Annotated in this window: 25 protein-coding genes and 1 tRNA gene; 15 read left to right on the forward strand and 11 right to left on the reverse strand. The window is 44.4% G+C overall.

Annotated features, from left to right (window positions below; all coding sequences use genetic code 11):
- Positions 1-112: 112 nt before the first annotated feature.
- Positions 113-3,157, forward strand: coding sequence for a DNA polymerase III subunit alpha (locus OO016_RS04635; protein WP_266011234.1), 3,045 nt, complete (start codon positions 113-115; stop codon positions 3,155-3,157).
- An 8-nt stretch (positions 3,158-3,165) separates the two neighbouring features.
- On the opposite strand, the gene galK is transcribed toward OO016_RS04635, so the two are convergent.
- Genes galK through OO016_RS04660 form a run of 5 tightly spaced genes read right to left on the reverse strand, consistent with a single transcriptional unit; the run spans position 3,166 to position 9,561 of the window.
- On the reverse strand, positions 3,166-4,278 hold the full coding sequence (gene galK / locus OO016_RS04640) for a galactokinase (protein WP_266011236.1): 1,113 nt from the start codon (positions 4,276-4,278) through the stop codon (positions 3,166-3,168).
- 7 nt (positions 4,279-4,285) lie between these two features.
- Positions 4,286-5,290: a 4-hydroxyproline epimerase gene (locus tag OO016_RS04645; protein ID WP_266011238.1), complete on the reverse strand. Its 1,005-nt coding sequence runs from the start codon at positions 5,288-5,290 to the stop codon at positions 4,286-4,288.
- A complete protein-coding gene (locus tag OO016_RS04650; protein ID WP_266011239.1) occupies positions 5,287-7,023 on the reverse strand; it encodes a DUF885 domain-containing protein in 1,737 nt (578 codons plus the stop codon). Before OO016_RS04650 ends, OO016_RS04645 begins: the two co-directional genes overlap by 4 nt.
- Positions 7,024-7,025: 2 nt before the next feature.
- On the reverse strand, positions 7,026-8,609 hold the full coding sequence (locus tag OO016_RS04655; RefSeq protein WP_266011240.1) for an aldehyde dehydrogenase (NADP(+)): 1,584 nt from the start codon (positions 8,607-8,609) through the stop codon (positions 7,026-7,028).
- A 10-nt stretch (positions 8,610-8,619) separates the two neighbouring features.
- Positions 8,620-9,561: a dihydrodipicolinate synthase family protein gene (locus OO016_RS04660; RefSeq protein WP_266011241.1), complete on the reverse strand. Its 942-nt coding sequence runs from the start codon at positions 9,559-9,561 to the stop codon at positions 8,620-8,622.
- Positions 9,562-9,759: 198 nt separating this feature from the next.
- Between OO016_RS04660 and OO016_RS04665 the strand changes: the two genes are divergently transcribed.
- Together OO016_RS04665 and OO016_RS04670 are read left to right on the forward strand one after the other, a co-directional pair.
- Positions 9,760-10,212 (forward strand): hypothetical protein, encoded by a 453-nt coding sequence (locus OO016_RS04665; protein ID WP_266011242.1) that lies wholly within the window; start codon positions 9,760-9,762, stop codon positions 10,210-10,212.
- Positions 10,205-10,588 carry a hypothetical protein gene (locus tag OO016_RS04670; protein ID WP_266011243.1) on the forward strand — a complete coding sequence of 128 codons (384 nt, stop codon included), beginning with the start codon at positions 10,205-10,207 and terminating at the stop codon, positions 10,586-10,588. The genes OO016_RS04665 and OO016_RS04670 overlap by 8 nt, the downstream gene beginning before the upstream one ends.
- On the opposite strand, the gene OO016_RS04675 is transcribed toward OO016_RS04670, so the two are convergent.
- On the reverse strand, positions 10,585-11,853 hold the full coding sequence (locus tag OO016_RS04675; protein ID WP_266011244.1) for an FAD-dependent oxidoreductase: 1,269 nt from the start codon (positions 11,851-11,853) through the stop codon (positions 10,585-10,587). The two genes, OO016_RS04670 and OO016_RS04675, sit on opposite strands and share 4 nt — an antisense overlap.
- 77 nt (positions 11,854-11,930) lie before the next feature.
- On the opposite strand from OO016_RS04675, the gene OO016_RS04680 reads away from it, so the two are divergent.
- The 8 genes from OO016_RS04680 (at position 11,931) to OO016_RS04715 (ending at position 19,643) form a co-directional block, all read left to right on the forward strand.
- A complete protein-coding gene (locus tag OO016_RS04680) occupies positions 11,931-12,098 on the forward strand; it encodes a Lacal_2735 family protein (RefSeq protein ID WP_266011245.1) in 168 nt (55 codons plus the stop codon).
- 14 nt (positions 12,099-12,112) lie between these two features.
- Positions 12,113-13,594 (forward strand): cryptochrome/deoxyribodipyrimidine photo-lyase family protein, encoded by a 1,482-nt coding sequence (locus tag OO016_RS04685; RefSeq protein ID WP_266011246.1) that lies wholly within the window; start codon positions 12,113-12,115, stop codon positions 13,592-13,594.
- A 47-nt stretch (positions 13,595-13,641) separates the two neighbouring features.
- Entirely contained in the window at positions 13,642-13,827 is a 186-nt protein-coding gene (locus tag OO016_RS04690; RefSeq protein ID WP_266011247.1) for a hypothetical protein, read from the forward strand.
- Positions 13,828-13,899: 72 nt separating this feature from the next.
- Positions 13,900-13,981, forward strand: a tRNA-Leu gene (locus tag OO016_RS04695).
- A gap of 219 nt (positions 13,982-14,200) precedes the next feature.
- The gene (locus tag OO016_RS04700; RefSeq protein ID WP_266011248.1) at positions 14,201-15,706 is read left to right on the forward strand and encodes a M61 family metallopeptidase; all 1,506 of its coding nucleotides are present in this window, start codon (positions 14,201-14,203) and stop codon (positions 15,704-15,706) included.
- A gap of 48 nt (positions 15,707-15,754) precedes the next feature.
- Positions 15,755-16,981, forward strand: coding sequence for an aminotransferase class V-fold PLP-dependent enzyme (locus OO016_RS04705; RefSeq protein ID WP_266011249.1), 1,227 nt, complete (start codon positions 15,755-15,757; stop codon positions 16,979-16,981).
- Between the two features lie 45 nt (positions 16,982-17,026).
- Positions 17,027-18,364 carry an alpha-L-fucosidase gene (locus OO016_RS04710; RefSeq protein ID WP_266011250.1) on the forward strand — a complete coding sequence of 446 codons (1,338 nt, stop codon included), beginning with the start codon at positions 17,027-17,029 and terminating at the stop codon, positions 18,362-18,364.
- A gap of 13 nt (positions 18,365-18,377) precedes the next feature.
- The gene (locus OO016_RS04715; protein WP_266011251.1) at positions 18,378-19,643 is read left to right on the forward strand and encodes an MFS transporter; all 1,266 of its coding nucleotides are present in this window, start codon (positions 18,378-18,380) and stop codon (positions 19,641-19,643) included.
- Between the two features lie 62 nt (positions 19,644-19,705).
- Here OO016_RS04715 and OO016_RS04720 read toward each other — a convergent pair whose 3' ends face one another.
- Positions 19,706-20,302, reverse strand: coding sequence for a hypothetical protein (locus OO016_RS04720; RefSeq protein ID WP_266011252.1), 597 nt, complete (start codon positions 20,300-20,302; stop codon positions 19,706-19,708).
- A gap of 394 nt (positions 20,303-20,696) precedes the next feature.
- On the opposite strand from OO016_RS04720, the gene OO016_RS04725 reads away from it, so the two are divergent.
- Positions 20,697-21,218 carry a hypothetical protein gene (locus OO016_RS04725; protein ID WP_266011254.1) on the forward strand — a complete coding sequence of 174 codons (522 nt, stop codon included), beginning with the start codon at positions 20,697-20,699 and terminating at the stop codon, positions 21,216-21,218.
- A 65-nt stretch (positions 21,219-21,283) separates the two neighbouring features.
- Here the strand turns inward: OO016_RS04725 and OO016_RS04730 are convergent, their stop codons facing one another.
- Positions 21,284-21,421 (reverse strand): hypothetical protein, encoded by a 138-nt coding sequence (locus tag OO016_RS04730; protein WP_266011256.1) that lies wholly within the window; start codon positions 21,419-21,421, stop codon positions 21,284-21,286.
- A gap of 119 nt (positions 21,422-21,540) precedes the next feature.
- Between OO016_RS04730 and OO016_RS04735 the strand changes: the two genes are divergently transcribed.
- Entirely contained in the window at positions 21,541-22,005 is a 465-nt protein-coding gene (locus OO016_RS04735; protein ID WP_266011258.1) for a hypothetical protein, read from the forward strand.
- A gap of 415 nt (positions 22,006-22,420) precedes the next feature.
- Here the strand turns inward: OO016_RS04735 and OO016_RS04740 are convergent, their stop codons facing one another.
- Together OO016_RS04740 and OO016_RS04745 are read right to left on the reverse strand one after the other, a co-directional pair.
- Positions 22,421-22,756 carry a hypothetical protein gene (locus OO016_RS04740; protein ID WP_266011259.1) on the reverse strand — a complete coding sequence of 112 codons (336 nt, stop codon included), beginning with the start codon at positions 22,754-22,756 and terminating at the stop codon, positions 22,421-22,423.
- A gap of 83 nt (positions 22,757-22,839) precedes the next feature.
- Positions 22,840-23,115 carry a hypothetical protein gene (locus OO016_RS04745; protein WP_266011260.1) on the reverse strand — a complete coding sequence of 92 codons (276 nt, stop codon included), beginning with the start codon at positions 23,113-23,115 and terminating at the stop codon, positions 22,840-22,842.
- A 402-nt stretch (positions 23,116-23,517) separates the two neighbouring features.
- On the opposite strand from OO016_RS04745, the gene OO016_RS04750 reads away from it, so the two are divergent.
- A complete protein-coding gene (locus tag OO016_RS04750) occupies positions 23,518-24,291 on the forward strand; it encodes a hypothetical protein (RefSeq protein ID WP_266011261.1) in 774 nt (257 codons plus the stop codon).
- A 227-nt stretch (positions 24,292-24,518) separates the two neighbouring features.
- Positions 24,519-24,926 carry a DUF6090 family protein gene (locus OO016_RS04755; RefSeq protein WP_266011263.1) on the forward strand — a complete coding sequence of 136 codons (408 nt, stop codon included), beginning with the start codon at positions 24,519-24,521 and terminating at the stop codon, positions 24,924-24,926.
- A gap of 186 nt (positions 24,927-25,112) precedes the next feature.
- Here the strand turns inward: OO016_RS04755 and OO016_RS04760 are convergent, their stop codons facing one another.
- A complete protein-coding gene (locus OO016_RS04760; RefSeq protein ID WP_266011265.1) occupies positions 25,113-26,012 on the reverse strand; it encodes a DUF7151 family protein in 900 nt (299 codons plus the stop codon).
- Positions 26,013-26,055 lie beyond the last annotated feature (43 nt).

Genomic DNA, 26,055 nt, shown 5'->3' on the forward strand with positions numbered 1-26,055 from the left:
AAGTGCCTTTTTCTTTGCTTCGTTTCTTATTGCTTCCGACGAGTTTTGCGAGAGGAAAGCACAACAAAAGAAATGAAAGGCTAAAGGAAATAGAACAATAAAAAGATATAGTATGTATCTAAACTGCCACACCTACTACAGTTTGCGCTACGGGACCTTTTCCGAAGTGGAACTGTTGGAGCTGGCACGTAAGAACCAGGTTACCCGACTGGCACTAACCGACATCAACAATACGTCAGCCGGGCTCAATTTTGTCCGAAAAGCCCAGGAGTGTGGTATTAGTCCGGTGCTGGGGATTGACTTTCGCAATGGGGTGGTGCCCTGTTTTGTGGGACTTGCCCGTAACAACGAAGGCTACAAGGAGCTGAATACCTTCCTTTCTGAATACCTTCACGAAGAGAAACCTATCCCATACAGGGCTCCCAACTTTGAAAATGCCTTTGTAGTATATCCCTTTGAGCAGGTGCAGCAGTATGCCCTGGACAACTTTCTGCCCTATGAATATATCGGGGTCTCCCTGAAAGACCTGAGGCGACTCCCTTTCTCCCGATACGGGGACTATCGCAAAAAACTTGTGCTGCTGCAGCCCGTTACTTTTCGGAACAAAAAGGATTTTAACGCCCACAGATTGCTCAGAGCCATAGACAAAAATACCTTGCTAAGTAAGCTGTCCATTGAAGAACAGGCCCATCCGGAAGAAAAGATGTACCCTGTGGTCAACCTGGCTGAGGCTTGCAAAGAATACCCCCATATCCTGGAGAATACAGAGTATTTATTGCACAGCTGTCAGATCCATTTTGATTTTTCCCAGGATCGGATACCCCAAAACCTGAAGACCTACACCGGTACCACCACTGGTGACGAGGAACTCCTGGAAAAGCTCTGCGAAGAAGGGTTACCGTACCGCTACCCTGAAGGAGGTGATCATATCCACTCCCGCCTGAGAAAGGAGCTGGAACTTATCAAGGAAAAGGGCTTTGTTTCCTATTTTTTGATCAACTGGGATATTGTCTCCTATGCCCGGAAGAAGAATTTCTTCTATGTGGGGAGGGGGAGCGGCGCCAACAGTATTGTAGCCTACCTGCTTCGCATTACGGATGTGGATCCTATTGACCTCGACCTCTATTTCGAGCGCTTTATCAACCTCTATCGTACCAATCCGCCGGATTTTGATATTGATTTTTCATGGCGCGACCGGGAAGAGATGACCCGGTATATTTTTACCCGCTTCGAGAATGTAGCCTTGCTGGGAACCTATGTTACCTTCAGGGAACGTGGTATCATCAGGGAATTGGGTAAGGTTTTCGGGCTGCCCAAGACGGAAATTGATTTTCTGTCTGAAGGGCGCTACCATTTCGACAAACTCGATGAGGTAGCCCAACTGGTGCTCCGCTACGGACAGCTCATCAGGGGCATGCCCAATTACCTGAGTATCCATGCAGGAGGCATTTTGATCAGTGAAAAACCCATACATTATTTCTCTGCCACTCACCTCCCTCCAAAGGGGTTTCCCACTACCCAGTTCGACATGGTAATTGCAGAAGATGTGGGCCTGTACAAATTCGATATCCTGGCACAGCGAGGCCTGGCTAAGATCAAGGAAGCCCTGCAGATCGCGTGGGAGAATCAGCCGGAAGCTGCAAAGGGGGTTGATATTCATGACATCAGGAAATTTGTCAAGGATCCGGTGATCAATAACCTGGTGAAAACGGCCCAGTGCATGGGTTGCTTCTATGTGGAATCCCCGGCCATGCGGATGCTGTTGAGAAAACTGGAAGTTGATAATTACCTGGGCCTGGTGGCAGCCAGTTCCATCATCCGGCCCGGGGTGTCCAAAAGTGGCATGATGCGGGAGTACATCCTCAGGCACCGGCACAAAGGACGGGCCGAAAAGGAGGCACACCCGGTGATGCTGGATATTATGCCGGATACTTACGGAGTAATGGTCTATCAGGAAGACGTGATCAAAGTGGCTCACTATTTTGCCGGCCTGAGCCTTGGGGAAGCCGATGTGCTTAGAAGGGGTATGAGTGGCAAGTTCAGGTCTCGTGAAGAATTTCAGAAGGTCCGGGATAAATTTATCCGGAATTGCCGAAGGAAGGGTTTTGGAGAAGAACTGATTAACGAGATCTGGAACCAGGTGGCCAGCTTTGCCGGCTATGCCTTTGCCAAGGGACATTCCGCATCCTATGCGGTGGAGAGTTACCAGAGCCTGTTCCTGAGGGCTTATTTTCCTCTGGAATATATGGTTGCCGTCCTGAACAATGGAGGGGGGTTTTATCGTCCTGAATTCTATGTGCATGAGGCCCGCATGCTGGGGGCCGTGATTCACGCACCCTGTGTGAATAAGAGCCAGGCTGCCAATTGTATCTTCGGGAAGGATATCTACCTGGGGTTTATGTACCTGCGCGATCTTGAAAGTCGGGTTATGGATCGCATCCTGAAGGCACGCAGGCAGGAAGGCCCATTTACCTCCCTGGAGGATTTCCTGGACAGGGTTTTTATTTCCATTGAACAGGTAAGCATACTGATACGTATTGATGCTTTTCGCTTTACCGGGATCAACAAGCACGAGTTGTTGTGGCAGGCCCACCTGTTCCTGGGGCATGGAAACCCACTGGAACACCCCAAGCTCTTTCCTCCTGTACATCAGGATTTCCAGATTCCTAAACTGCATACAACCGACCTGGAAGCCGCGTTCACCCAAATGGAATTACTGGGCTTTGCCCTTTGCAGTCCTTTTCAGCTGCTCAAAACTCCACCCCAAAATCGTATAGGGAGCCGGCACCTTGCACAATCCCTGAATGGGTATATCGACATTTACGGCTACCTCGTAACGGTCAAGAACACCAAGACCCATAGTGGCAAGCGAATGCATTTTGCCACTTTTGTTGACCAGTACGGAGAAGTTTTTGATACAGTGCTTTTTCCTCCTGTAGCCGCCAAATATTTTTTCCGGGGTCGGGGCATCTACCGCTCCTACGGTAAGGTAGTCAGTGAGTTTGGTTTTCTGAGTATCGAGGTAATCAAAATGGAAAAGCAGGATTATGTGCAGGACCCCCGTTATGCTGAGATGAAAACAGCAAGCAAAAGGCTTTCAAACAGGGCCATCAAGGATGATCCCGCAGATCCTGCTTTATCAGGAAATCCCGAATAATATTAGTGTTAAATCCAGCTCACAGCTGCTCCCCCGGAAGGTTTGGCTACGAACCAACTCAGGGATTTGCCAAATTTTTCCCTGTAAGCCGGGGCCAGTTGATCAACTAGCTCAGTTACCCTATCCCTGTGGATCAGGTTCAGGGAGCAGCCACCAAAACCACCTCCCATAATACGGGACCCTAAAATTCCGGGGTAGTCCCGGGTGAATTCTACCAGGAAATCAATTTCCGGACAGCTTACCTCATATTCGTATTGCAGTCCATGGTGGGACTGGTATAATAATGCACCCAGCCGATCCAGATCCCCCTGCCGTATTGCCGATACGGCCTCCAGTACCCGGTAGTTTTCTTCGACCACAAATTTAGCACGGCGGTAAAGAAGCTCAGGCAAATCACTTCTCTGATCATCCAGCATGGTTTTATTGACATCCCGTAATGATGTTACCTGGGGATATGTTTTATTTATGATTTCCACCACTTCGGCACATTGTTCCCTTCGGGTATTGTATTCGGTTGAAGCCAGGGAGTGGTGCACATGACTATTTACCAGAAGGAAACAATAATTGCCAATTTCCAGAGGGACGAAAGAATAATCCAGAGAACGGCAATCGAGCAAAATCACATGTCCAGACCTGCTCATAACCGATGCAAACTGGTCCATAATCCCGCATTGAGTGCCTACAAAATCGTGCTCTGCTTTTTGCGCCAGTTCCACCAGAGTAATGGAGTCCAGGCCCAGTTTGAAGAATTCATTGAGTCCGAAGGCAATTCCGCATTCCAGGGCCGCCGATGAACTCACCCCGGATCCTATTGGAATATCGCTTTGGAGGGTACAGCTAAAGCCCCTGAGTTTGTCCGACTCCTTTTGCAATCCTGCTATTACCCCAAGGACGTAATTTTCCCAGCCGTCCTGTTGAGGTTTGATCTTGCGCAAATCACCCCGGAAACTTTTACCCAAATCCTTACTGTATACTTCAAAGAGATGTTCCGAATTAAGCCTGCTAAAAGTGAGGTCTATTGTTTTGTCAATTGCTGTTGGCAGTACAAAACCGTCATTGTAATCCGTATGTTCCCCGATCAGGTTGATGCGGCCGGGTGATTTTACTAACAGTTTTTGCATTGCTGAATTATATTACCTGGAATCCATGGCAAAACGGATCCTCATCGTCTATGGTAATGGTATTGTAACCGTATACCTTGGCCCATCCCTGTATACTCGGAATTATTGCCGGGTATTCCCCAATTGTAGTCTCTTCTTCGATGCTGCCAATAAAGGTTGATCCAATAAAACTTTCGTGAATAAAAGGAGCTCCTTTTTTTAATTTACCCTTGAAATGCCACTGGGCCATCCGCGCTGAGGTGCCGGTCCCGCAAGGAGATCGGTCAATGGCCTTATCCCCGTAAAAAACAGCATTCCTGGCTGTTGCTTTTTCGCTAAGCGGATTTCCTGTCCAAAGAATATGGCTTACTCCAATGATGGTGGCATCTTCCAGATGAATAAAATGACTGGGATATTTTTCATTGATCCGTTCCCGTAGTTCACGGGCCATCAGGATAAGTTCAGATGCCTTGTAATCCTGCAATCCTCTGAAGTTTTCCTGCGGATCAAAGATGGCATAGAAATTACCACCATAGGCCACATCAAAGGATAGCCTTCCGAGGTAGGAACTTTCCACTTCCAGGTCTTGCCCGGCCAGGTAGGATTTTACATTGGTAAAACGTACCCATTCCACTTTGCCTGCTTTAATTTGATAGCGGACAATCACAAGTCCTGCCGGAGTCTCCAACCGGATGACTCCCGGTGTTTTTGGAACTATCAGACCTTCCTGGAGTCCTATGGTCATGGCCCCAATGGTTCCATGTCCGCACATTGGAAGGCAACCACTGGTTTCAATAAACAGGATTCCCAGGTCGTTTTCCGGATCAGAAGGGGGATAAAAAAAACAACCGCTCATCATGTCATGGCCCCGAGGTTCGAACATTAATCCTGTGCGGATCCAGTCAAACTCTTTCAGGAAATGCGCCCTTTTTTCACTCATATTCCTGCCTTTCAATACAGGGGCTCCCGTGGTTACCACCCGGACCGGGTTACCACAGGTATGTCCGTCTATACATTTGAAGGTATGGTTCATGACTTATCCTGCAAATCGGTATGTTCCCTGATGTAGTTGGCAACCCTTCTTCTTAGAATAGGTAGGGTCACTGTACCCTCCCCGAGGATTACCTCATGGAATTCCCGGATGTTGAATTTTGATCCCAGTGCCTTTTCCGCTTCTTTTCGCAGCTCCCGGATCGTAATTTCACCAATTTTATAAGCCAGTGCCTGTCCCGGCCAGCCGATATATCTGTCGGTTTCTGTATTTATTTCATGAAGAGATAGGGCTGTGTTGTTTTTCATGTAATTTATGGCCTGATCACGGGTCCATCCCAATGCATGTATCCCTGTATCTACAACCAATCGGCACGCCCTCCACATTTCATAGGTTAGCTGTCCGAATTTTTCATAGGGGTTCCGATAAATACCCATTTCAGCGGCCAGGTATTCTGAATAGAGCCCCCAGCCCTCACCAAAGGCTGAGAGATACAACTGGCGGCGAAAAGCAGGAAATGCTGTGGATAATTCACGGTTTAAGGCACCCTGAAGATGATGTCCAGGCATGGCTTCATGGGCAGTAAGTGCTGGAAGCGTATACAGGGTTCTGCTTTTCAGCTTATAGGTGTTAACCAGATAGGTGCCGGATTGTGTTTCTGATCGGGGGGGCACATATCGCCCCGCGGTATATTTTGGAGCGATAGCATCCGGAACAGGCTTAACCCCGTAAGGTCTTCGAGGAAGCGTTTTGAAAAAACGGGGCAGTTCTCCATCAATGCGTTTGGCAATATCGCGTGCTGCCATTAATAGTTTATCCGGGGTTTCGGCATAGAATTGGGGCGAGGTCCGAAGGAATGTCAGAAATTCATCATAGCTACCTTTAAAACCCAGATCTTTCATGATTTCTTTCATTTCACCACGAATCCTACTTACCTCCTGCTTACCCAGTTCGTGAATATCCCTGGCATTGTAACGATCTGAGGTAGTATAGAAATTGATTCGGTTTTGATAGAATTCCCTGCCACCTGGTATGGAGGAAATACCTATAGATTCACGTGCCTTTGGAAGATATTCCTGTTCAAAGAATTGTTTGATATCCCGGAATGCAGGTACTACTTTATTAATGATCAGGAGTTTGGCAACCTGCCTGACCGAATCCTTTTGCTGTGGATTGAGGTCTGCCGGGAGATTCTGAAATGGTTTATAGAATAAACTTTGCCGGAAATCACTAACAATATGTTGCTCATAGGTAGATTCATAACCCCTGAATATGATCCTGGGTTGTATATTCCCGTTCTTTAACCCCTCACGCATTAGAGCAAAGTGCTGCACAGCGAATTCAGGGATGGCATCCAGTACTTTGAGGTAGTTCTTAACCTCATCAAAGTTGCTGAGTTTGCGAATGCGAAAATTCAGGTTGAGGTGAAAGCCCTGATCGGCCTGAATGGGATTGAGATACATGCCCAGGGCATAGCGGTCAACCTGATCCTCCAGCGTAAATTTCAATAATTCCCAGGAGATCAGGTCCCCTTCGGAAAGGTACTTCGGATCTACCTGCGCCAAGGCATTGAGTTGTTCAGTTGCAAACGCTGCTTCCTTTTGATACCTGGCTTTCGTATATAAACCCAGAGGATGTTCTTTTCTGTCATATGCCCTGAAGTCATCCACGGCTTCAATGATGGCATGTAGTTTGTTTTGATGTGCCAGGCTGTCCTGTCCCTGAAGCGGACATAGGCCCATGATCATAAGGAAGAAAAGAAAATTTGCCCTCATGATCAGATAGATTCAATTGTTAGCTTGCCATTTACCCTCCTCAGGATCTTTAGTGGATTACTATTTTTAAGGCTGTCCGGCAACAGTGCATCAGGCCAATCCTGGTAACTGACAGGTCTTACCCACCGTCGTATAGCATCGGGGCCAACGGCAGTAAAACGCGAATCTGTGGTTGCGGGAAAAGGCCCTCCGTGGACCATAGATGGACAAACTTCTACTCCTGTGGGGACTCCGTTAAAAATCAACCGGCCTACCCGTTCTTTCAGTTGAGCAATCAATGGAGCATTAACTTTGAGCTCTTCCTCATTTCCGATAATAGTACCAGTAAGTTGCCCTTCAAGTTCGGCAATGATATTTTTCATTTCCTCCAGGTCGCTGCATTTGACTACCAGGGAAAAGGGCCCAAAAACTTCATTATGGAGGTTAGTGTTGGTCAGGAATGTACGACCAGCGACCGTCAGGATTTTTGGCTTGGCATAATTGGGAGCTGTCTTTTTTTGATACTCAGCTACCACTGAAGTGCCTTCCTGAACACTCATTTCCTTCTGGCCTTCTTCATACTTCCGGTGGATGTCGGGATGTAGCATCAGACCGGCCTCCTTATTAAGGATTTCCTGTCCAAGGGATTCTAAAAAAATATCCAGTCCGTCCGTTTCCGATGTCAGGATAAGTCCCGGATTAGTGCAGAATTGTCCTGTTCCCAGTGTAATCGAATCTGCATAGGTGCTGGCCAAATGTTGAGGATTCTCTCTAAGTGCAGAAGGCAGAATAACCACCGGATTTATACTCCCCATTTCCGCAAACACGGGGATAGGTTCTTTACGCTCATTAGATAATTTATGAAGTGCGGTACCCCCGGCAATACTTCCTGTAAATCCCACAGCTTTTACAAATGGGTGTTTCACTAATTGCTGTCCAACCTGAATATCACTACTATTCAGATTAGAGAAGACACCATCCGGCATTCCGCATATTTTTGCTGCCGTCACAATAGCCGAGGCTACCAGTTCTCCGGTGCCGGCGTGCATGGGATGACTTTTAACAATTACCGGGCATCCCGCTGCCAAAGCGCTGGCAGTATCCCCTCCCGCAGTGGAATAAGCAAGGGGAAAATTACTGGAACCAAAGACCACAACCGGCCCTATGGGAGTAAGTATTTTTCTGAGATCCGGTTTGGGTACGGGTTTGCGGTCCGGGATAGCGGTATCAATACTGGCTTCCACCCAATCTCCTTCCTCGAGCAGATTGGCAAACATACGCAATTGCCCCAGTGTTCGTCCCCTTTCGCCAATGGCACGCCCCTCAGGCAGTCCGGATTCCTTCATATAGGTATCTATGAGTTCATTACCCAGGGACTCGATCTTATCGGCAATAGTCCTGAGAAATTGGGCTTTCTGTTTTCCGGGGACCATGGAATATAGCTCGAAAGCTTCTGCAGCCATTTGCACGGCCTCTTCCAGTTCTTCTTCCGAAGCTTCGTAAAAGGTCCAGGGATTTTTAATATTAAGCTTTGGGTTAAAGGTGGTATAGGTCACCTTGCCCTTTGCTGAAAGGGTATTCCCAATATAATTTTTACCGCTGATCATAGGATTAGTATTATTTGGCTGACAACCTCGAATTTTGTCGTAATGCAAGATAATCCGGTAATTGAGGTCTGTTTTTTACTCCTCTGGAAATGATATCAAGTACACGATCCCTTTCCGCTCCCTGCAAGGGCAGGCGGGGTTTTCGAACATGTTCTGTGCCTATTCCGTTAGCCACTTCTGCGAGTTTGATATTTTGGACCAGTTGTGGGTTGATATCCAGTTCCAGTAAAGGAAGGAACCAGCGGTAGATGGCCAGGGCTTCTTCGGTTCTGCCGGCTTTAGCCAGTTCATAGATAGCCACGGTCTCCGCCGGGAAAGCACAAACCAGTCCGGCCACCCAGCCATCAGCACCCATCAGCAAGCTTTCCAGGCCAAGAGTGTCTACACCAGTCAGGACTTTGAGCCGGTCTCCAAAACGGTTTCGTATCCTGGTGATATTGGAGATATCCCTTGTGGATTCCTTAACTGCCTGTATAGTGGGTAATTTTAGAAGTTCTTCGAACATTTCCATGGTCACCTCAATACCATAATCCACAGGATTGTTGTAGATCATTATGGGAAGGTCCGTGCTTTGGGCAATAGTCTTGAAATAGGCTACAGTTTCGTAATCGGTGGCTTTGTATCGCATAGGAGGTAGGACCATTAACCCGGATGCCCCCTGTTCTCGAGCAGAGATAGCAGCTTCAATGGCGCCAGCTGTGCTTTGCTCCGCGATATTCATGATCACAGGAACCTGACCATGGACAAAGTCGACGGTTGCTTCTACCAGTATTTTTTTTTCTTCTTTGGTTAGAGTACTGGCTTCTCCCAGTGTACCCCCCAGGATAATGCCGCTGACTCCGGCATTTAACTGGGCTTCCAGATTTATCCGGAACATATCCAGGTCCAGTCGATCTTCTGCCGTAAATTTTGTAGTCACAGCGGGCATTACGCCCTTCCATTCAAAATTCATATTCCGGAAATTGAGTTACTATGCTGAGTAGTAGTTTATATTAGGAAAGGCCTCTCCGTGCCTTATTTTCACTAAGGTTAAATGTAGGGAAATCTGTGCGTTTAGCCAGCCCTGAATTCGGCAAATTTTGATCTGTTTCCGGAAGAATAATTTGAATTCTGCTTCCTTCTGTAAACTGAATCTTTTTAATTTAGGGTTATGCGAATAATCCCCCATTTTTATATTCTGTTATTGTTTTCAGCTTCAAGCTTACATGCCCAGATAGAAAATGATAAAGTTGCGCACTTTGCCATAGGAGCATTTTCCGGGGCAGGCGGTGCTTTCATCGCTTCTGAACTTACGGACCGAAATCGATTCTGGACGTTTACGGGTTCCCTGGCAGGAAGTCTTCTGGTAGGACTGGCTAAAGAAGCCATAGATGAGCGCAATTCCAACAATAGCTGGGATAATGGAGATCTGGGAGCTACTGTCATAGGGGGTATGGCAGTTGGCATTACCATAGAGTTGATTTCAAAAAAGGATGGCAAGCGATACCAGAACCGGAGAAACAAAATCATATCAGATCAGAATGCAACAGCTGCAGTGGAATTTTTGTTGATGGATGCTGAATACAATCGAAACAGGCTTGTAAATATTAATGCTGATGAATGAGATTCTTTCTGTTTTAAACCTGGCATTGTCTGCCGTCGGTAAGGCCTTAACAAAAAGAGGTACCCGGATTGAAAAAAAGATCAGAGCCGTCCAGCTTATGCAAAAGGCCGTGAATCGGACTAAACTATACCTCAATGAATCCAATGGAAATTACCATCCCAATGCCGAGCTTTCCGATCTATGGAATGAGGCCTTTGCTGCCATGATACTCATTGACCATGAACTGGCGAGAAAACTGAACGAACAGAGTCGTTTCTGGATCGAGCCACAGGCCTGGCTACTGGAAGAAAGTGCCATGGAATTGCAACCCTCTCTGATGGAATTGCAGGATCGCTGCGAATCGATCATAATAGAGCTTCAAAGACGTAAAACCTAAAGGTATTCCGAAATAAGATAATCCAGATCCGGACTCTCTTCCAGCAAAGAAATGATTCCCAGGGCAGCCTGTTCACCGGACAACATAGCAGCGTTCAGCGAAGCGTTTAGGAGGACATCGCCCGACAGGAAAACCGTGCTGTTGATCCTGGTTTCTGAAGGGGGCAGACCGTATTTTAGGTTTTGTAGTTTGGGCAATGCCGACTTGATATTGTAGCGTTTCAGGAAACGGCAATTTGGGATACCACATAGAGTTTCCAGCTCTCCCTTTACTTTTTCGATAAGGTCTTTTTCGGTGTGCGAGTGGTCTTTGACAATGGTGACGGAAAGTGTACTCGTTTTGCTTTTCCGGTTGAGGTTAAAGGCAATATTATTTATCAGAGCATTGGGCTCGGATACAAGGCCGATCAAATTTTCTTTTGTACTGCGTGATTCCGTTTCAAAATAAAGGGTATCACAGCTTCGCCAGGTGAGCTCCTGCTTCCTTAAGTTGGGGATCAATCCCGAAGCTTCCGTGGCAACTATGGTCAGGTGGCTGGGAATTATCTCCCCTGTTTTAAGTGTGATCCTGCCTTCTTCTACTTTCTCTACCGGTGTGGAAAACTGGAAACTTGTATTGACCAATTGATCCTGAATCTGACGGGGAATAGCCTCAATCCCTTCTTTGGGAATAGCCGCTTTGCCCTCCCCGAACATCTTGTAGACAAACTCGAACATCCTACTGGAGGTCTCCAATTCTGGTTCCAGGAATATGCCGGCAAAAAACGGTTTGAAAAAACGTGCAATAACCGTATTTGAAAAGCCGTAATCTTTGAGGTATGACAACGTATTTACTTCAGGGGTATCGAATATTTCTTCAAGGCTTTTCTTTTTTAATTCCCGGTTAAGGCGGAAAATCTTCAGCTTGTCTCCAAAAGTAGCTGCATTATTGAAAATAGTAGGAAAGAGCAATGAGGCATCCCTTAGTGGATCCCCCAGCTTCCTTCCTTTTCCTTCCGCATACAGGACCGCACCTGGCCTGAAGTATTGCAGATTCAGCTTCTCGAAATCCAGGTGTTTCCGGGCCAGGGGGTAGGCGGTAAGCAATACCTGAAAACCGTGGTCCATTAGGTGCCCTCCTTCTTTGTCTGTTTTAACACGACCTCCAACCCGGTCAGATGCCTCCAGGACAGTAGGGTGGTATCCGTGTTGTTCCAGTACCCTGGCAGCTATCAAACCGCTTAGGCCTGCCCCTACGATGTGGATCTTATAAGTCGACTTCTGCATTTATTGTTTAAATATTAACACAAAACGTTAAACAAAAATAGTAGTTTTGTCTTGCAATCGTATAAAACTATGCCCAAATGTTGAATTTATTCAAAAAGAAGTCGGAAAAGGAAAAGTTACAGGACAAATACAAAAAACTGATGTCTGAGGCCCATAAGCTTTCAACCACAAATCGCCGATTAAGTGATGATAAGGTGGCCGAGGCCGATGAGGTCCTCAAGCAAATTGATGCCCTGGAAGAATAATTCGCACTACCGCTATGGACAAACCCGAAATTAATGTGGTTTGGTTAAAGCGGAATCTCAGGCTGCAGGACAACGAAGCCTTATTCCGGGCTACCCAGGCCAACATCCCATTTCTTATTGTTTACCTCTTTGAGCCCTTTCTGCTAAATGACCCGCATTACGAGAGCAGGCACTGGAATTTTATAAGGGAATCCCTGCGCGACTTAAATGAAGCGTTGAGGCCACATAGGAGTAAGGTGCTCAGTGTTCAGTCTGAAGTGATTCCTTTTTTTAACAAGCTACAATCGTATTACCGGATTCAAAACATCTATTCCCATCAGGAAACGGGAATAAAGGTTACCTATGAGCGGGATAAAAACTTTACCCGCTATTGTCGAAATAACCAGATCCAATGGCAGGAGTTTGTTAATAACGGTGTGTTCAGGGGGCTTATTAACCGCCAAAACTGGAAGGAAGATTGGGAAAGCTATATGAAGGAGGAGTGTTTTGCATTTACACCAAAAGCAGGGCAAATTTTGGGGCTTCCCAGCATACAACTCATAGAAGTCGGATATAGTGGGGCAAGCCTGGAAACACCAGAGGAAAGCCCTTTTCAAAAAGGAGGAACGCGCACAGCCCTACAGTACCTGAGATCCTTTTTAGAAACGAGATATCCCAATTATAACAGTGATATAAGCAAACCGGAAGTTTCACGAAAAAGTTGCAGCAGGCTTTCACCCTATCTGGCCTGGGGAAACCTGTCAGTCAGGGAGGTTTGGCAGGAAGCCAAAGCCCTGCGTAACAATAGTTCTCATAAAAGGGCTTTGGATGGTTTTACTTCCCGTCTGCGATGGCAGGCCCATTTTATACAGAAGTTTGAAATGGAAGAAACCATGGAACAGGAAAGTGTAAACAAGGGCTATGGTACTCTCAAAAAAGCAATATCCAGGACCTATTTACGTGCCTGGGAAACTGGTAATACAGGATTCCCACTGGTAGATGCCTGTATGCGATGTTTAAAGGAAACAGGCTACCTGAACTTCCGGATGAGGGCTATGGTGGTATCCTTTGCCACCCATCATCTATGGCAACCCTGGCAGGCTATCAGCAAGCATCTGTCGCGCTGTTTCCTGGACTTTGAGCCAGGGATTCATTTTCCGCAATTGCAAATGCAGGCCGGGGAAACCGGAATCAACCAGATACGGATTTACAGCCCCGTGAAAAACTCCTATGAGCACGATCCTTATGGCGTTTTTATCAGAAGATGGGTGCCAGAATTGCGCAGCATTCCGGATGCCTTTGTCCACGAGCCCTACCTCATGACAGAACTGGATCAGAAGTTTGCGAATTTTACGCTGGGAAAGGACTATCCCCGGCCCGTAATTGACCTGGAGGTTAGCAGGAAAAAGGCAAGTCAGACCTTATGGGATTATCGGAAACACCGGGTTGTTAAGGAGGAAAACCGCAGGATCCTACAAAAGCATACTTTGAAGGATAAAAGGCCATTTGATTCATGAATTTTTTTGCTTTTGTAACATTTATCAAATTTAACATACATATAAGCATGAAAAATATACTTCTTATCAATGCTATTGTTTGGGCAGCCGTATTGTTAATTGCTTCCTGGATGTTTAAAGACGATCCTAATTACAAGTACTTCTTTGGGGTCCTTGTTTTTGCTGCCGGATTTACAAACAGTGTGATCCACAGTGCTTCAAAGCGCCGACGTGAAAGCAGTTGTCTTAAATAGGACATAACTTTCCATTGCGCTCATAAAATCACTTGAAAAAAGAGAGAAATTCCGTAACTTGCGCCTCCTTACGCAGGTGTGGTGGAATTGGTAGACACGCTAGTATCAGGAACTAGTGCCGCAAGGCTTGAGAGTTCGAGTCTCTCCACCTGTACGAATTGCAACCCATCCCAAACGGATGGGTTTTTTTTAAAGTGGAGAGACGAGAAGTTTATCTGGTCTGTAGCGACGGGAAGTCTCTCCACCTGTACAGATTATAGCCCATCCTTTTTGGATGGGCTATTTTTACCCGCTTATGACCATACGGGATTAACAGCATCTTCTTGTAACATAATGGATGTATAAGTCGTCAGAAAAGGAAACATAATCAACAATGTTCAAACCACCTTTTCTATACCGGCATTATCATTTGCTGTTTTTTGCAATGTTCAGTGTCCATTTTTTTGTCTCGGCACAACGAGGAGTATCTGACTCTTATTCCATTCATTTTGATAGTTCACAACCAAAAGTTGTCCAGGTAGCCGCCAGCCTAACTATGGAAGATGATACCCTGAGGATGAGCCACTACGGCCCTATGCCAGAACGGTGGCCTGATTATGTAAAAAATATCGAGGTGAAGGATGAGAGCGGACAGCCACAGACAGTTGAGGAACGGGATGCAGGATGGATAATCCCAAACCTGGAATCCGGCACCAGAATTCAATTGAACTATGACCTGTATGTCGATCACGAAGATATTAACTGGCCTGGTGGAATAGATGGGGTGGCATTTGTTAGGCCCTGGGGAATAATGCTTTCCGGACGTTGCCTTTTTGTAGTTAATGGTTCCGATAAAGAGAACATCCTGGTAGAGGTTAGATTGCCGGAAAACCATCATATCTCCGTTCCCTGGAAACAAGAACCTGGCAATGAGAATGCTTACATCGTGCCTAACCTGTTGCAACTTCAGGAGTCACTTATGTTTGCCGGGACACATAAAGAGGTAGTCATCCCCAGGGGTGATTTCAGTCTGAAATTTGTGCTCGGCGGGGAGGATATCCTCAAACAGGAAACTCAGTTTGTTAATACTGCGAAAAGTGTACTTGATTATTATATTGATTTGATGGGTGGAAATCCTTTACCTTCCCCGGGTTACGATCTGTCCACAGCCATGGTGATTATTAATCAATCGGAATCCACAGATGGTGAAGTTATTGGCAACCACTTGAGCATGTTCATCAACCCCAAAGGCGACATGCAGAACCAAATGGCAGGCTGGTTTATGTTTGCCCACGAATTCTATCATCTCTGGAATGGCAAAACCCTCAGGTTCCAGGACTCCTCTACGGACTGGTTCAAGGAAGGAGTGACCAGTTACTATACCCTTAAGGCACTGAATCAGGTGGGGATGGTCAATGAAGATATCTCCGGCATGATCCTGAATAATCTCTTCTACCAGCGCTATGTGAACGATAGCGGTTATGGGCAAATGGCTCCTGCCAATGCAGCCTCCGGATTCGACAAGGACAACCACTGGGGCCTGGTGTATGGAGGAGGACTTTTTGCCGGGGTGTGCCTGGATATGGAAATCCGGAAGAATACGGAAAACCAGGATAGCCTGGACGATGTAATGCGGCGATTGTATGCGGAATATGGGGGTAAGGATGCACTTATTGACCAGCAGACCCTTATCAATTATGCCGGCCAGCAGGGACAGACCAACTTCTCTGATTTTGCGGAAACCCACATAACAGGGGCCAGCCCTGTTCCACTGAAAGAGTATCTTCTACATGCCGGGGTACAGGTTTATCAGGAAGGCGGACAATTAATATTATCTCACAAGCCTCAGAAGACGACTTTACAGCAGCAGATTTGGGAGGGATTTTTGGGCGCAAACTAGAATTTAGCTTAGCGAATTTCCTTACCTTCAGGGAACAATTCGCTACATATGAAACTCGATTTATCCTTTGTTCGTTCCCAATTTCCCGCTTTCTCAGAACCTTCATTGGAAGGCTGGGCCTTCTTTGAAAATGCCGGAGGTTCTTACCCCTGCAGGCAGGTGGTGAACCGACTTACCGATTTCTACAGGAAAAACAAAGTACAGCCCTATTATCCTTATCCCGCTTCTGCAAAGGCCGGGGAATTAATGGACAGGGCTTACCAGCGGATGGCGGCCTACCTGAATGTAAATCCGGGGGAAATCCATTTTGGCCCCTCTACCACCCAGAATGTCTATGTGCTGGCCAATGCCATGCGCCCCATGTGGGAAGATGGGGACGAGATCATAGTCTCCTGTCAGGACCATGAAGCCAATGCCGGAGCCTGGAGACGGTTATCCAAACGGGGAATAAAGGTAATAGAGTGGCATGTAAACAAGGAAGACGGCATGCTGGATGTGGAAGTTTTAAAAGGCTTGTTTACCGGGAGGACTAAAATGGTAGCCTTTCCACACTGTTCCAATGTGATTGGCTATATCAATCCGGTAAAAGAGATCAGTCAGCTGGCCCACGAAAACGGGGCAGTTTCCGTGGTGGATGGGGTAGGTTGGGCACCCCATGGTTTTCCGGACCTCAAAGACCTGGGAGCTGATATCTACATGTTTTCTTCGTACAAAACCTATGGTCCCCATCTGGGAGTCATGTATGTAAATAATGACCTGATGGGTAAGCTGGAGAACCAGTCGCACTTCTTTAAAGAGGGCATCCCCAAAAGTATGATCACTCCCGCCGGGCCGGATCATGCACAGATTGCCACAATAAATGGCATCCTGGATTATTTTGATGCCCTGTACGAACACCATTTTGAAAAGGAGGTTGATCCGGCCCAAAGGATGAGTGCCCTGAACGGCCTGTTCCGGGAACAGGAAGAAGCCTTGCAGGAAATTTTACTGGATTTTCTGCGCTCCAGGAATGATGTCCGGATAGTAGGCCCGGAAGCCAATATAAATCGCGCACCCATTGTGGCCATACTCCCAAAAAATAAAGGTGTCATGGAAGTTTATAACAGCTTAATTGAGCATAAGCTTATGCTGGGTTATGGGGATTTTTATGCCGCACGACCACTCATGGATATGGACATCCCCAGGGATCCCGGAGTGATCCGCATGTCATTTGTGCATTATACCTCAGAGGATGAGATCAGGCAATTGATTGGAGGCCTGAAGGCATCATTATAATGACACCTAGGTGCGTAAATTTTCACATATATGTAAACCCTGATCATGAAATTAAATTCACGATATATCCCTTTTTTTCTGCTCTGTGGAATGCTCACGTTTGGCCAGGGGCAGAAGGATTATCAGCCGGCCCCGGAAAATATTCAAGCCAGGGAATGGTTTAAGGAGGCCAGGTTTGGATTGTTTGTCCACTGGGGCGTCTACAGCCTACTTGGTGATGGTGAATGGGTGATGAACAACCAGAATATCCCGATTGATGCCTATGAAAAATTGCCTGCATTTTTTAACCCAATTGACTTCAATGCAGACGAGTTGGTGCAAATGGCCAAGGATGCAGGAATGAAATACATCACCATTACCAGCAGGCACCATGATGGCTTTTCCATGTTTGATACTGAGGCCAGCACCTATAATATTGTGGACAGTACGCCTTATGGAAAGGATGTGCTAAAACAACTGGCCGATGCCTGCAGGAAGGAAGACATAAAGCTGTTCTTTTATTATTCGCTGCTGGACTGGCATAGCGATGACTATTTTCCCAGAGGCAGAACAGGTACCGGTATTCCTGGAAGAGGAGAAGGTGAGTGGAACAAATACATTGCATTCATGAAAACCCAGCTCAGGGAACTTCTGACCAATTATGGGGATATCGCGGGGATTTGGTTTGACGGGCATTGGGACCAGAAAGAGTGGGATGGCAAGAAGTTTGGAAAGCTGCAGGTAGACTGGCACTACGATGAGATTTACAAACTGATCCACGACCTGCAACCCCAATGCCTGATTGGCAATAACCACCACTTAGCCCCAATTGAAGGCGAGGATTTCCAAATGTTCGAGAAAGATCTCCCGGGCAGGAATACTACGGGTTGGGGAACTCGGGCATCAGACATTGGCCAATTGCCACTGGAGGTATGTGAGACTATCAATGGCTCATGGGGGTTTAACCTGCAGGACCGTAAGCACAAGTCCAGGAAAGAACTCATCCATTACATAGTGAAAGCAGCGGGTTACGGCAGCAACCTGTTGTTAAACGTTGGCCCTATGCCCAATGGAAAGATACAGGAAGAACATAAAGCATCCCTCAAAGAAATAGGAAAATGGATGCGTGAAAACGGTGAAACCATCTACGGCACCTTGGCAGGTCCTGTTGCTCCTACAGACAAGATGGCATTTACCCAAAAAGGAAAAACGATATATCTGCATATTCTGGACCAAAGCAATACAGTTTTTCTTGAAGATTTTGACCAGAAAATTGAAAGCATAAAACTCTTCGGGGATCAAACCCAGTTAATGCATCATCAAAATGAATTTGGATTATTGATCCGGGTTCCGGAGAATAAAGTAGATGAGGTGGATACTATTGTGGAAATAAATTTAAAATAAACCAGCTTAATTTATGCAACAAACCAAACCCGCCTGGTATTTTCTCGCTTTACTCATTCTGGCAGGGGAGTCTGTTTTTATTCTACCTTTTGTATTGGCCCGGGTTTTCCGGCCTACGGTGCTTAAGGCTTATGAACTGGACAATGTAGCGCTGGGATTATGTTTTTCGATTTATGGTATTATTGCCCTGGTTTCGTATTTCTTTGGAGGTCCTTTGGCCGATAAATACTCCCCGAGAAAACTTATCGCCATCGCTCTCTGGCTAACGGCCATAGGCGGATTGGTCTACGCCACTTTTCCCGGTTTTACAGTTCTACAAATCCTGTATGGTTACTGGGGATTTACCACAATATTCCTGTTCTGGGCTCCCATGATCAAGGCCACGCGGATCTGGGGAGGCTCGGCTTCGCAGGGAAAGGCATTTGGATTTCTTGATGGCGGGCGTGGGCTGGTTGGCGCATTGTTCGGAATCCTGGGCGTGGTTGTTTTTTCATTCTTTTTAACCATCGAACCGGAAGCTGCGGGTATTAATGAAAGCAGGGAAGCTTTCCGGTACGTGGTCCTGGTTTCTTCCGGCATTGTGGTAATTGTGGGAATATTAGTCTGGTTCTTCATGAAGATGGATCGCGACATAGAAAAGAAAGTGCTCCTGGAGCGCATCACCATATCCCAGATTGGAAAAGTGCTGCGCCTTCCGGCAGTTGGCTTATTAATGGTCATCATCCTTTGCGCCTATACCGGTTATAAAATCACGGATGTTCTATCGCTCTATGCCCAGGATGTGATGCTTTATGATCAGGTAGATGCCGCCAAAGTAGGTAGTTTTCTCCTTTTTATTCGTCCTGTTGTTGGTGTGTTGATAGGGATACTGGCAGACCGGACGCAAACCACACTCTGGCTGTTTGTTAGTTTTGGGGTGACTTTGGTGGGTGCTTTATTGTTTGCCACGGGGATTATATCAGACTCAACTACCCTGCTGTTTTTCCTGTCCATTTTAGTGATGGCCACAGGGGTATATGCGGCAAGGTCTCTGTATTTTGCGGTTATGGAAAGAGGCAGGATTCCATTGGTGTTAACAGGCACGGCCGTGGGACTTATTTCTATCATAGGGTATACCCCGGATATTTTTGCTGGTCCGGCCATGGGCTACCTGCTGGACAGTTCACCCGGGGAAACCGGGCATCGGCATGTATTCTGGATGCTTGCCCTATTTTCCCTGGCAGGCAGTGTGGCCGCCTGGTATTACTATCGCCTGTATGGCAAGCGGTTTGAAATTTAAGAACTGAAAAAACCCTTCCAAACCTTTGTTTAGAAGGGTCTTTAGTGGCAGTAGGAGGTTAGTTATTTCCCTTTTTTCATGGTGATTTTTCCCTGCCAGTGGTGCCTGGTTCTTTGCACAGGTACCCCATCTATTGTATCTACAAAATTATAATCATTAGTAAAGCCTCCACCTGAGGCTCCTTCAAATTTGCCTGTTCCGTCTAATATGGTAAAGGGATCTTTGAAATAGGAAATCGCATAACTTGGCATGCCTGGTAACCTGCCGCCAATAACCTCTCCTGCTACATCAAAATAAAGACGATCTCCATCTTCATCTTCAAAGTAGGCTACTATATATCCTTCAGGATAAGTTCCTCCGGTCGCAGTTGGTCTCACACAAAATTCGAAGTAAGATTTGACCGTTTTGAAATGGGTGCCTGTACCCATACCCGTATTTTTCACCGGGAATGTGCCTTCACCGCATTCTGCAGCGTGATCAGGTGCTGCATAATCTCCGGTAAAATGAACGTTAAATCCCAGGGTAACCATTTTACCCTCATCGCTCATAGAGTACTTAGCGCTAACCCCATCCAGCATTTCGGGATCTTCTGCTTGCTCGCACCCTGTAAAAGCGAATACCAGGGCTAATGGAAGGATAAACTTGAGTAAATTTTTCATGTTTTTTGCTTTATTGGTTAAAGAAGTAATTAGGAAAGGATGTAGCGGGTTTGTGAAGATGAATTCACGGCCTGTGCTTAAAGCAGGATAAACTACTTATTATCTAAAACCATGTCAATGATATTCGTCATGTGAATAATCGCAACCTCTTGTGAGATAATTCTTTAAACATCCATTAAGGACAATTACCACTATTAACTCGCCATTTGCGGCTATCCATAGGTTTATTCGGTAAATAATACTATCATTTGGGACATAACAATAGGTCTTTCGTCCCTTCCAATTCCCGGGCGAACAAAAAACTGTATAAGTTGCAGCCGGTTTCCCTGTAAGATTTATATTTTATTCAGCGAAGCTGTCGATACCCAATTATTTAACAACAAATTCGAGAATTATGAAGAAACTTCTTTTCACTACTTTATTACTAATGATCATTGTGGGTTGCAAGACTGAGGAAAATCCCCAGGCTGCGGCCAGGGCTGCTGCTGAAGCTGCCTTTGCAAAAAATTCCCAAACCGTTCTGGCAAGTTTGGAAGCATGGCAAAGCGAGAATGTGGATTACAGCATTTATGCCGATGACTTTTTATTGTTCGATACGGGGTTCAATCCGGAAAAAGATGAGTGGACCAAGGCAGAGATGATAGAATCTGATAAACAACTGTTCAAAATATTTGACTTCAAAATGTTGAATGAGCCTGATTTACTTCCAGGGGTGGATCAGGAAACTAAACAAATGGATGGTTCTGTCCGTCATTACAGCGAATGGGAGGTCACCCGTTCTGCCACCGATTCTACTGAAGCGAAAAGTGGTAACATTAGATTGTATCAGGCTTTTAACTTTAACGAAGAAGGAAAAATAGTATATCAAATGGGCTACGCAGATTTCACAGGTCTGATGATGTACCTTATGGAATAGCTCTCGACAGCAATACTAAATAAAAAGCCTCCTTTTCGGAGGCTTTTTTTATTCAGAAGGAGAAATTAATCAAACCCTCTCGGGTTATCAATTTGTTTCTGCTTAACAGAAAGGGGAGCTTCATAGGAAGCACAGCTTTGAAGTAGGATCAGAGCAAGCAATAGCACAGCAATGCTTTTGATTCGTTTTTTTCGGGAGTTCATAAGTTCAGGGTTTCCGACAAAAGTATTCCCGTAAAAAATGTAGGACAATGATATAGATCATTTCGGGAAACACCTACAATTTATAAGTTCATTGCTTTTTAACCACTAAAACTTTAAATATGGGTTTCTTAGAAAGCTTGGCAGATGTTGCCACATTAGGTGAATTTAGTAGAACAAAAAATCTTGTAGAAGATACAGTAGACTGGATGCAAGATATTAAAGAAGCGGATGACTCCGGAACATCCAAGGGGTCAAGATATACAGGTGGGAATGTAAAACCAAAATCTGATTCACCCTGTTGTCCAAGATATCAAATCGTGGGGGACTTTTTATTAAACACTAATACGGGTAAAGTATGGCAATTCGACAGCGTTTCAAACAGTTTCAGGGGCGTTCCTAAGAAGCCTTCAAAAGGTAAATATGATATTATGGTCGAGGAAGCTAAAAATTTAAAAGATGTATTAAACGAAGAAATCACTCAATTCGTGAAGCAGTATCATCCTGGTCAACAAGTAGCAAAAGAGAAAGAGTTAAAAGAAAAATTGATATCCCCAATAGATAGGCACCTGGCATTAATGAGATAAAAACCTCTCTGTACATGTTTACGGAGATGTGTATTCCAAAATACATAATTAAATTATAGAACCCCTTATATATGTGGTCAGATAAAGGGTTTTTGGTTGAAGGAGAACAACAAATTACAGCTCCTGCAATGCAAAAAGCTTGAGCTGACCTGAACCATTACCGAACTAAGCCCCAGAGGTTATGAAGGCCTTGTAATTATTGATTAGTCAATATTATTAAGGTATTACCAAATAGCCGCCATTTCTGGCGGCTATTTTATGATTGTTATGCATCCTTAAGTTTATGATTTGTCTAATTCCCTATGAATCTTTCTCAACTTCATACTAAAGCTTGCCCGTACAATCTTTCCGTAATATTCTTGTGTTATTAAGATTTAGGATTAAAAAACTTGATTCTTTCCTCGTTGCTTTTACTTTAATAGTCATAGACCAAGATAGTTGTGCAGAATATAGTTTCTTTTCTTACAATACCATCTTGTCCTGAATCTCTAACTGCATAAATAGCGTCAGCAAAGCTGGTGTAAGTGGTGCCATTAAAATACCATAATGGTGAAATAAAGGCACTCTGACACTCAATGTCTTCAACCACAGAACTAATTTGTGACCATGTAGTTGCAACTGTAACTGCATATTCAGTTTTAGTTACAGAGCATAAACATTCTTCACGAGGCTCAACAGGATCTTCGTTTTTGCTGCAACTTAATGCAAGCAGAATCATTAAGAATCCAAAATACCTGGAAAATCGTTTCATTGTTTTTAGACTTATATGTAAAACCAAAAGAACCACAAGACATCTTCCATCTCAAGTGATGTCCTGTTCTATACTAGGTCAGTCTATTGTTTTCTATAAATTGAATTTGTGACCGTATCCCAGGTAATTTCGTCAGAGGAAATCTGTGTAAAGGAATAGGTGATAGATTGGCCTCCAATAGAATTTAGCGAAACGCTGTATGTTTCATCAGTGGAATTATCACTTGCCGAGACATCCCCGCCATTGTCTAAAAGGTCCTGCAACATCCCTCTTTGACTGAGCTCAGAGCTGGCTTGTATTATAATGAAGTCGTTTGAAGTAAACCTCCACCCCATTTCCCCTAAGCTTGTATCGTCCATTAACCATTTCCCTTGAATCCAGGCTGGTGGGTTAATTTGTATTACTGACGAATTTGAGTCATCATTATCAGATGAACACGAAACAATAACAAGGCCAATAAAAAATAAGACGAGTAGCTTTTTTATTGAATGCATGGTTTATGGTTTAAAATAATTACTGGAATACTAACGATGTTACTGGCTGTAAATTGTGATAAGGGATATCACAAGCGAAATGAAGTTAAGGCTGGATTGACAGTGTCTAAACAGATCAAAGTAAATAAAAGCGCCTGGTTGAAATAAACGCCTGCTTCCATCGTTATTGATATTCTGGCTCGATCTATTTTACCGTTTTACACTAATACTGCATGAGATCAACACAACCAGAATAATTTTAATAAATCAACCTAAACCATCTTCATTATGAATCTAAAAAAAATCTCATCATTCGTATTATACTCGGCTTTAACAGCCCTTTTCACAATTTCATTAAGTTGTAGTGATTCTGTTTCAGATGAATTTGAAGAGGTAAATGGCTCGGTTGATAAAAAATTACTTCAATCCATTTCGGTGATATCAGCTCAGGATGCCACAGAAAACAGATCAATTATTTTTTCCTATGATTCTCAAGATCGACTGACTTCAATTAATGATGGTGTTGAAAGCAACATTATCATATATGAAAATGGTGAAATTTCCGGAGCGGCTAATTCCAGTGGAAATGTAACCGTTGAAGAGCTTTACGCTTCGCCTTATGATGCTTTTGAAACCGGTGATGTTATAGAATACGACAATAACGGAAACCCTTCCAAACTGGCCTTTTTTGAATATGAATATGATTTCGAATTACAATCTGAAATACAAGTAGTTTATACGGCTGAAATTTCCTATGACAACAAGCCGAACCCCTATTACTTCACTCTGGATTCTGCTGGTATTATCGATGTTCTTGATGGTATAAGGCTTAATCTGAGCATGGCTCCGCAACCCGTAGAACTAATTAGAGCTCGTGCCCTTTTTCCTCTTAATAATCCATCTCAAATTATATACAAAAACGAAAGTGGTGAAATTATATATACCCTGAATATTGACTATTCTTATGATGGAGACTATCCAGTCTCGGCATCCATTATAGCTCTCTCATTAATTGATAGCCAAACCAATGCATATTCTGCAAATTTTACTTATACAGACTAATGATTATTCTATTGATCATTATTGCTGCTTACTAATTTGTATGTAGAAATAATTCTTAAAAAATAAGACCCTGTAATTAAAATTGATTATAGGGTCTTATTTGTTTGAAACCCATTCGGAATTCTTTTTCATCTCCTCACTAATTCCCATATAAGGCTTACTTCAATGACAATTATCATAAAAGTTGATTTGGTCAGCCCCTACCTTTAAAGGTCAAACCAACTGTTATGCTTCACTTTTTCCGTAAAACCCGTCGAGACCTCTTGGCTAACAGTAAATTCTTTAAGTATCTGAAATATGCTATAGGGGAAATACTACTTGTGGTTATCGGAATATTGATCGCACTTCAAGTGAATAACTGGAACGAGGAAAGAATTGACCGTAACAGGGAAACCCAAGTTTTGAAGGAATTGAGAGATGACCTTGTCGATACCGAGAACTCATTCTTACGGCATCTCAATCTCTTTGGCGAAGTTATTGAACACAAAAAAGCCATTATCAAAACCATTGAGGGAAACCTGGTATGGAACGATACCCTGCAAAATCACATAAATAATTTCTGGTATTTAGAACCTCTTCATATTACTACTGCTTCCTATTCAACCTTAAAGGATTGGGGAGTGGCAAGTATTTGACTGCCTGGAGAAATTTGATCAAGCCTCAACCTTTGAGATCTTTCTTGCTATCTTTTCCATCTCCTGACTTACCCTCCTTTGCACAATTTTTCCATAATATTCCTGTGTTATCTTGAGGTTATAAGTTAAATAAAGGGCTGTCCGAAAACAGCCCTTTATTTAACTTACTATATCGAAATTATATACTTACTGTTTCAGGAAAGTTAATTCCCTTACCAGGGTAACTATTCCGTTTTCCTCCCTTAAGTGATTTGCAGAAATAAACTCTGAACTACTACCAATATTATTAATTTTAATGCCGTTTACCCATTCTCTATTGTCGTTATCTATTACATTGAAATAGAATACAGCAGATGATGCATAAGTTCCAAGCGGTTGAGAATTAGGACTAAAAGTTGTATTTATAACCTCTCCAAAAAGTGATACATCCGCAGTGTATTTATTATTTTGAAATCCATTGCTGTTGTCTGTTTGAGTAGGAAAGTAAACTATATTAGAAATTTCCATGGCCCATGGCTCAGTTTCCTCTTGCCAAAGACCCGACCAATCGTATACGCCTGCACCATTTGCATCCTGTCCATTACAAACAATTTCGGAACCTTGTCGCTCAACTTCATCAAGTTGCCCATTTTCATTCGTGTCCAACCCATAGAAGATTTCAATACCACCATTTAAACACGTGGCTCCAGGGTTAATTATAACAATTGAAATAACAGAATTGTATCCATTTTGTCCATCTGAACCATTCTGACCATTTTGTCCGTCCGTACCGTCTTGTCCATCTTCTCCATTACAAACAATTGTGGATCCCTGGATTTCATTTTCATCAAGCTGACCATTTTCATTCGTATCAAGCCCAAAGAATATTTCAGTCCCTCCGTTTGTACATACCTGACCGGGATCAATTACAACAACGGTAACTACAGTATTATATCCATTTTCTCCTGGATCTCCTTTTTCACCCTGAATTCCTTGTGGCCCCGGTTGTCCCTGGATAATGGTTTCTTTGGTACATGCTATAACTACCAACAAGGCAGTAATAAGAGTAATAGCCCGATTTATGAAACTCACGTCAAACTTTTTCATGATAAGGATAATTTGGAGTTTACAGAACGAAATAAACCAGGGG

Origin of the sequence: Lentiprolixibacter aurantiacus, assembly GCF_026241225.1 — a bacterium.
GTDB lineage: Bacteria > Bacteroidota > Bacteroidia > Flavobacteriales > Flavobacteriaceae > Lentiprolixibacter > Lentiprolixibacter aurantiacus.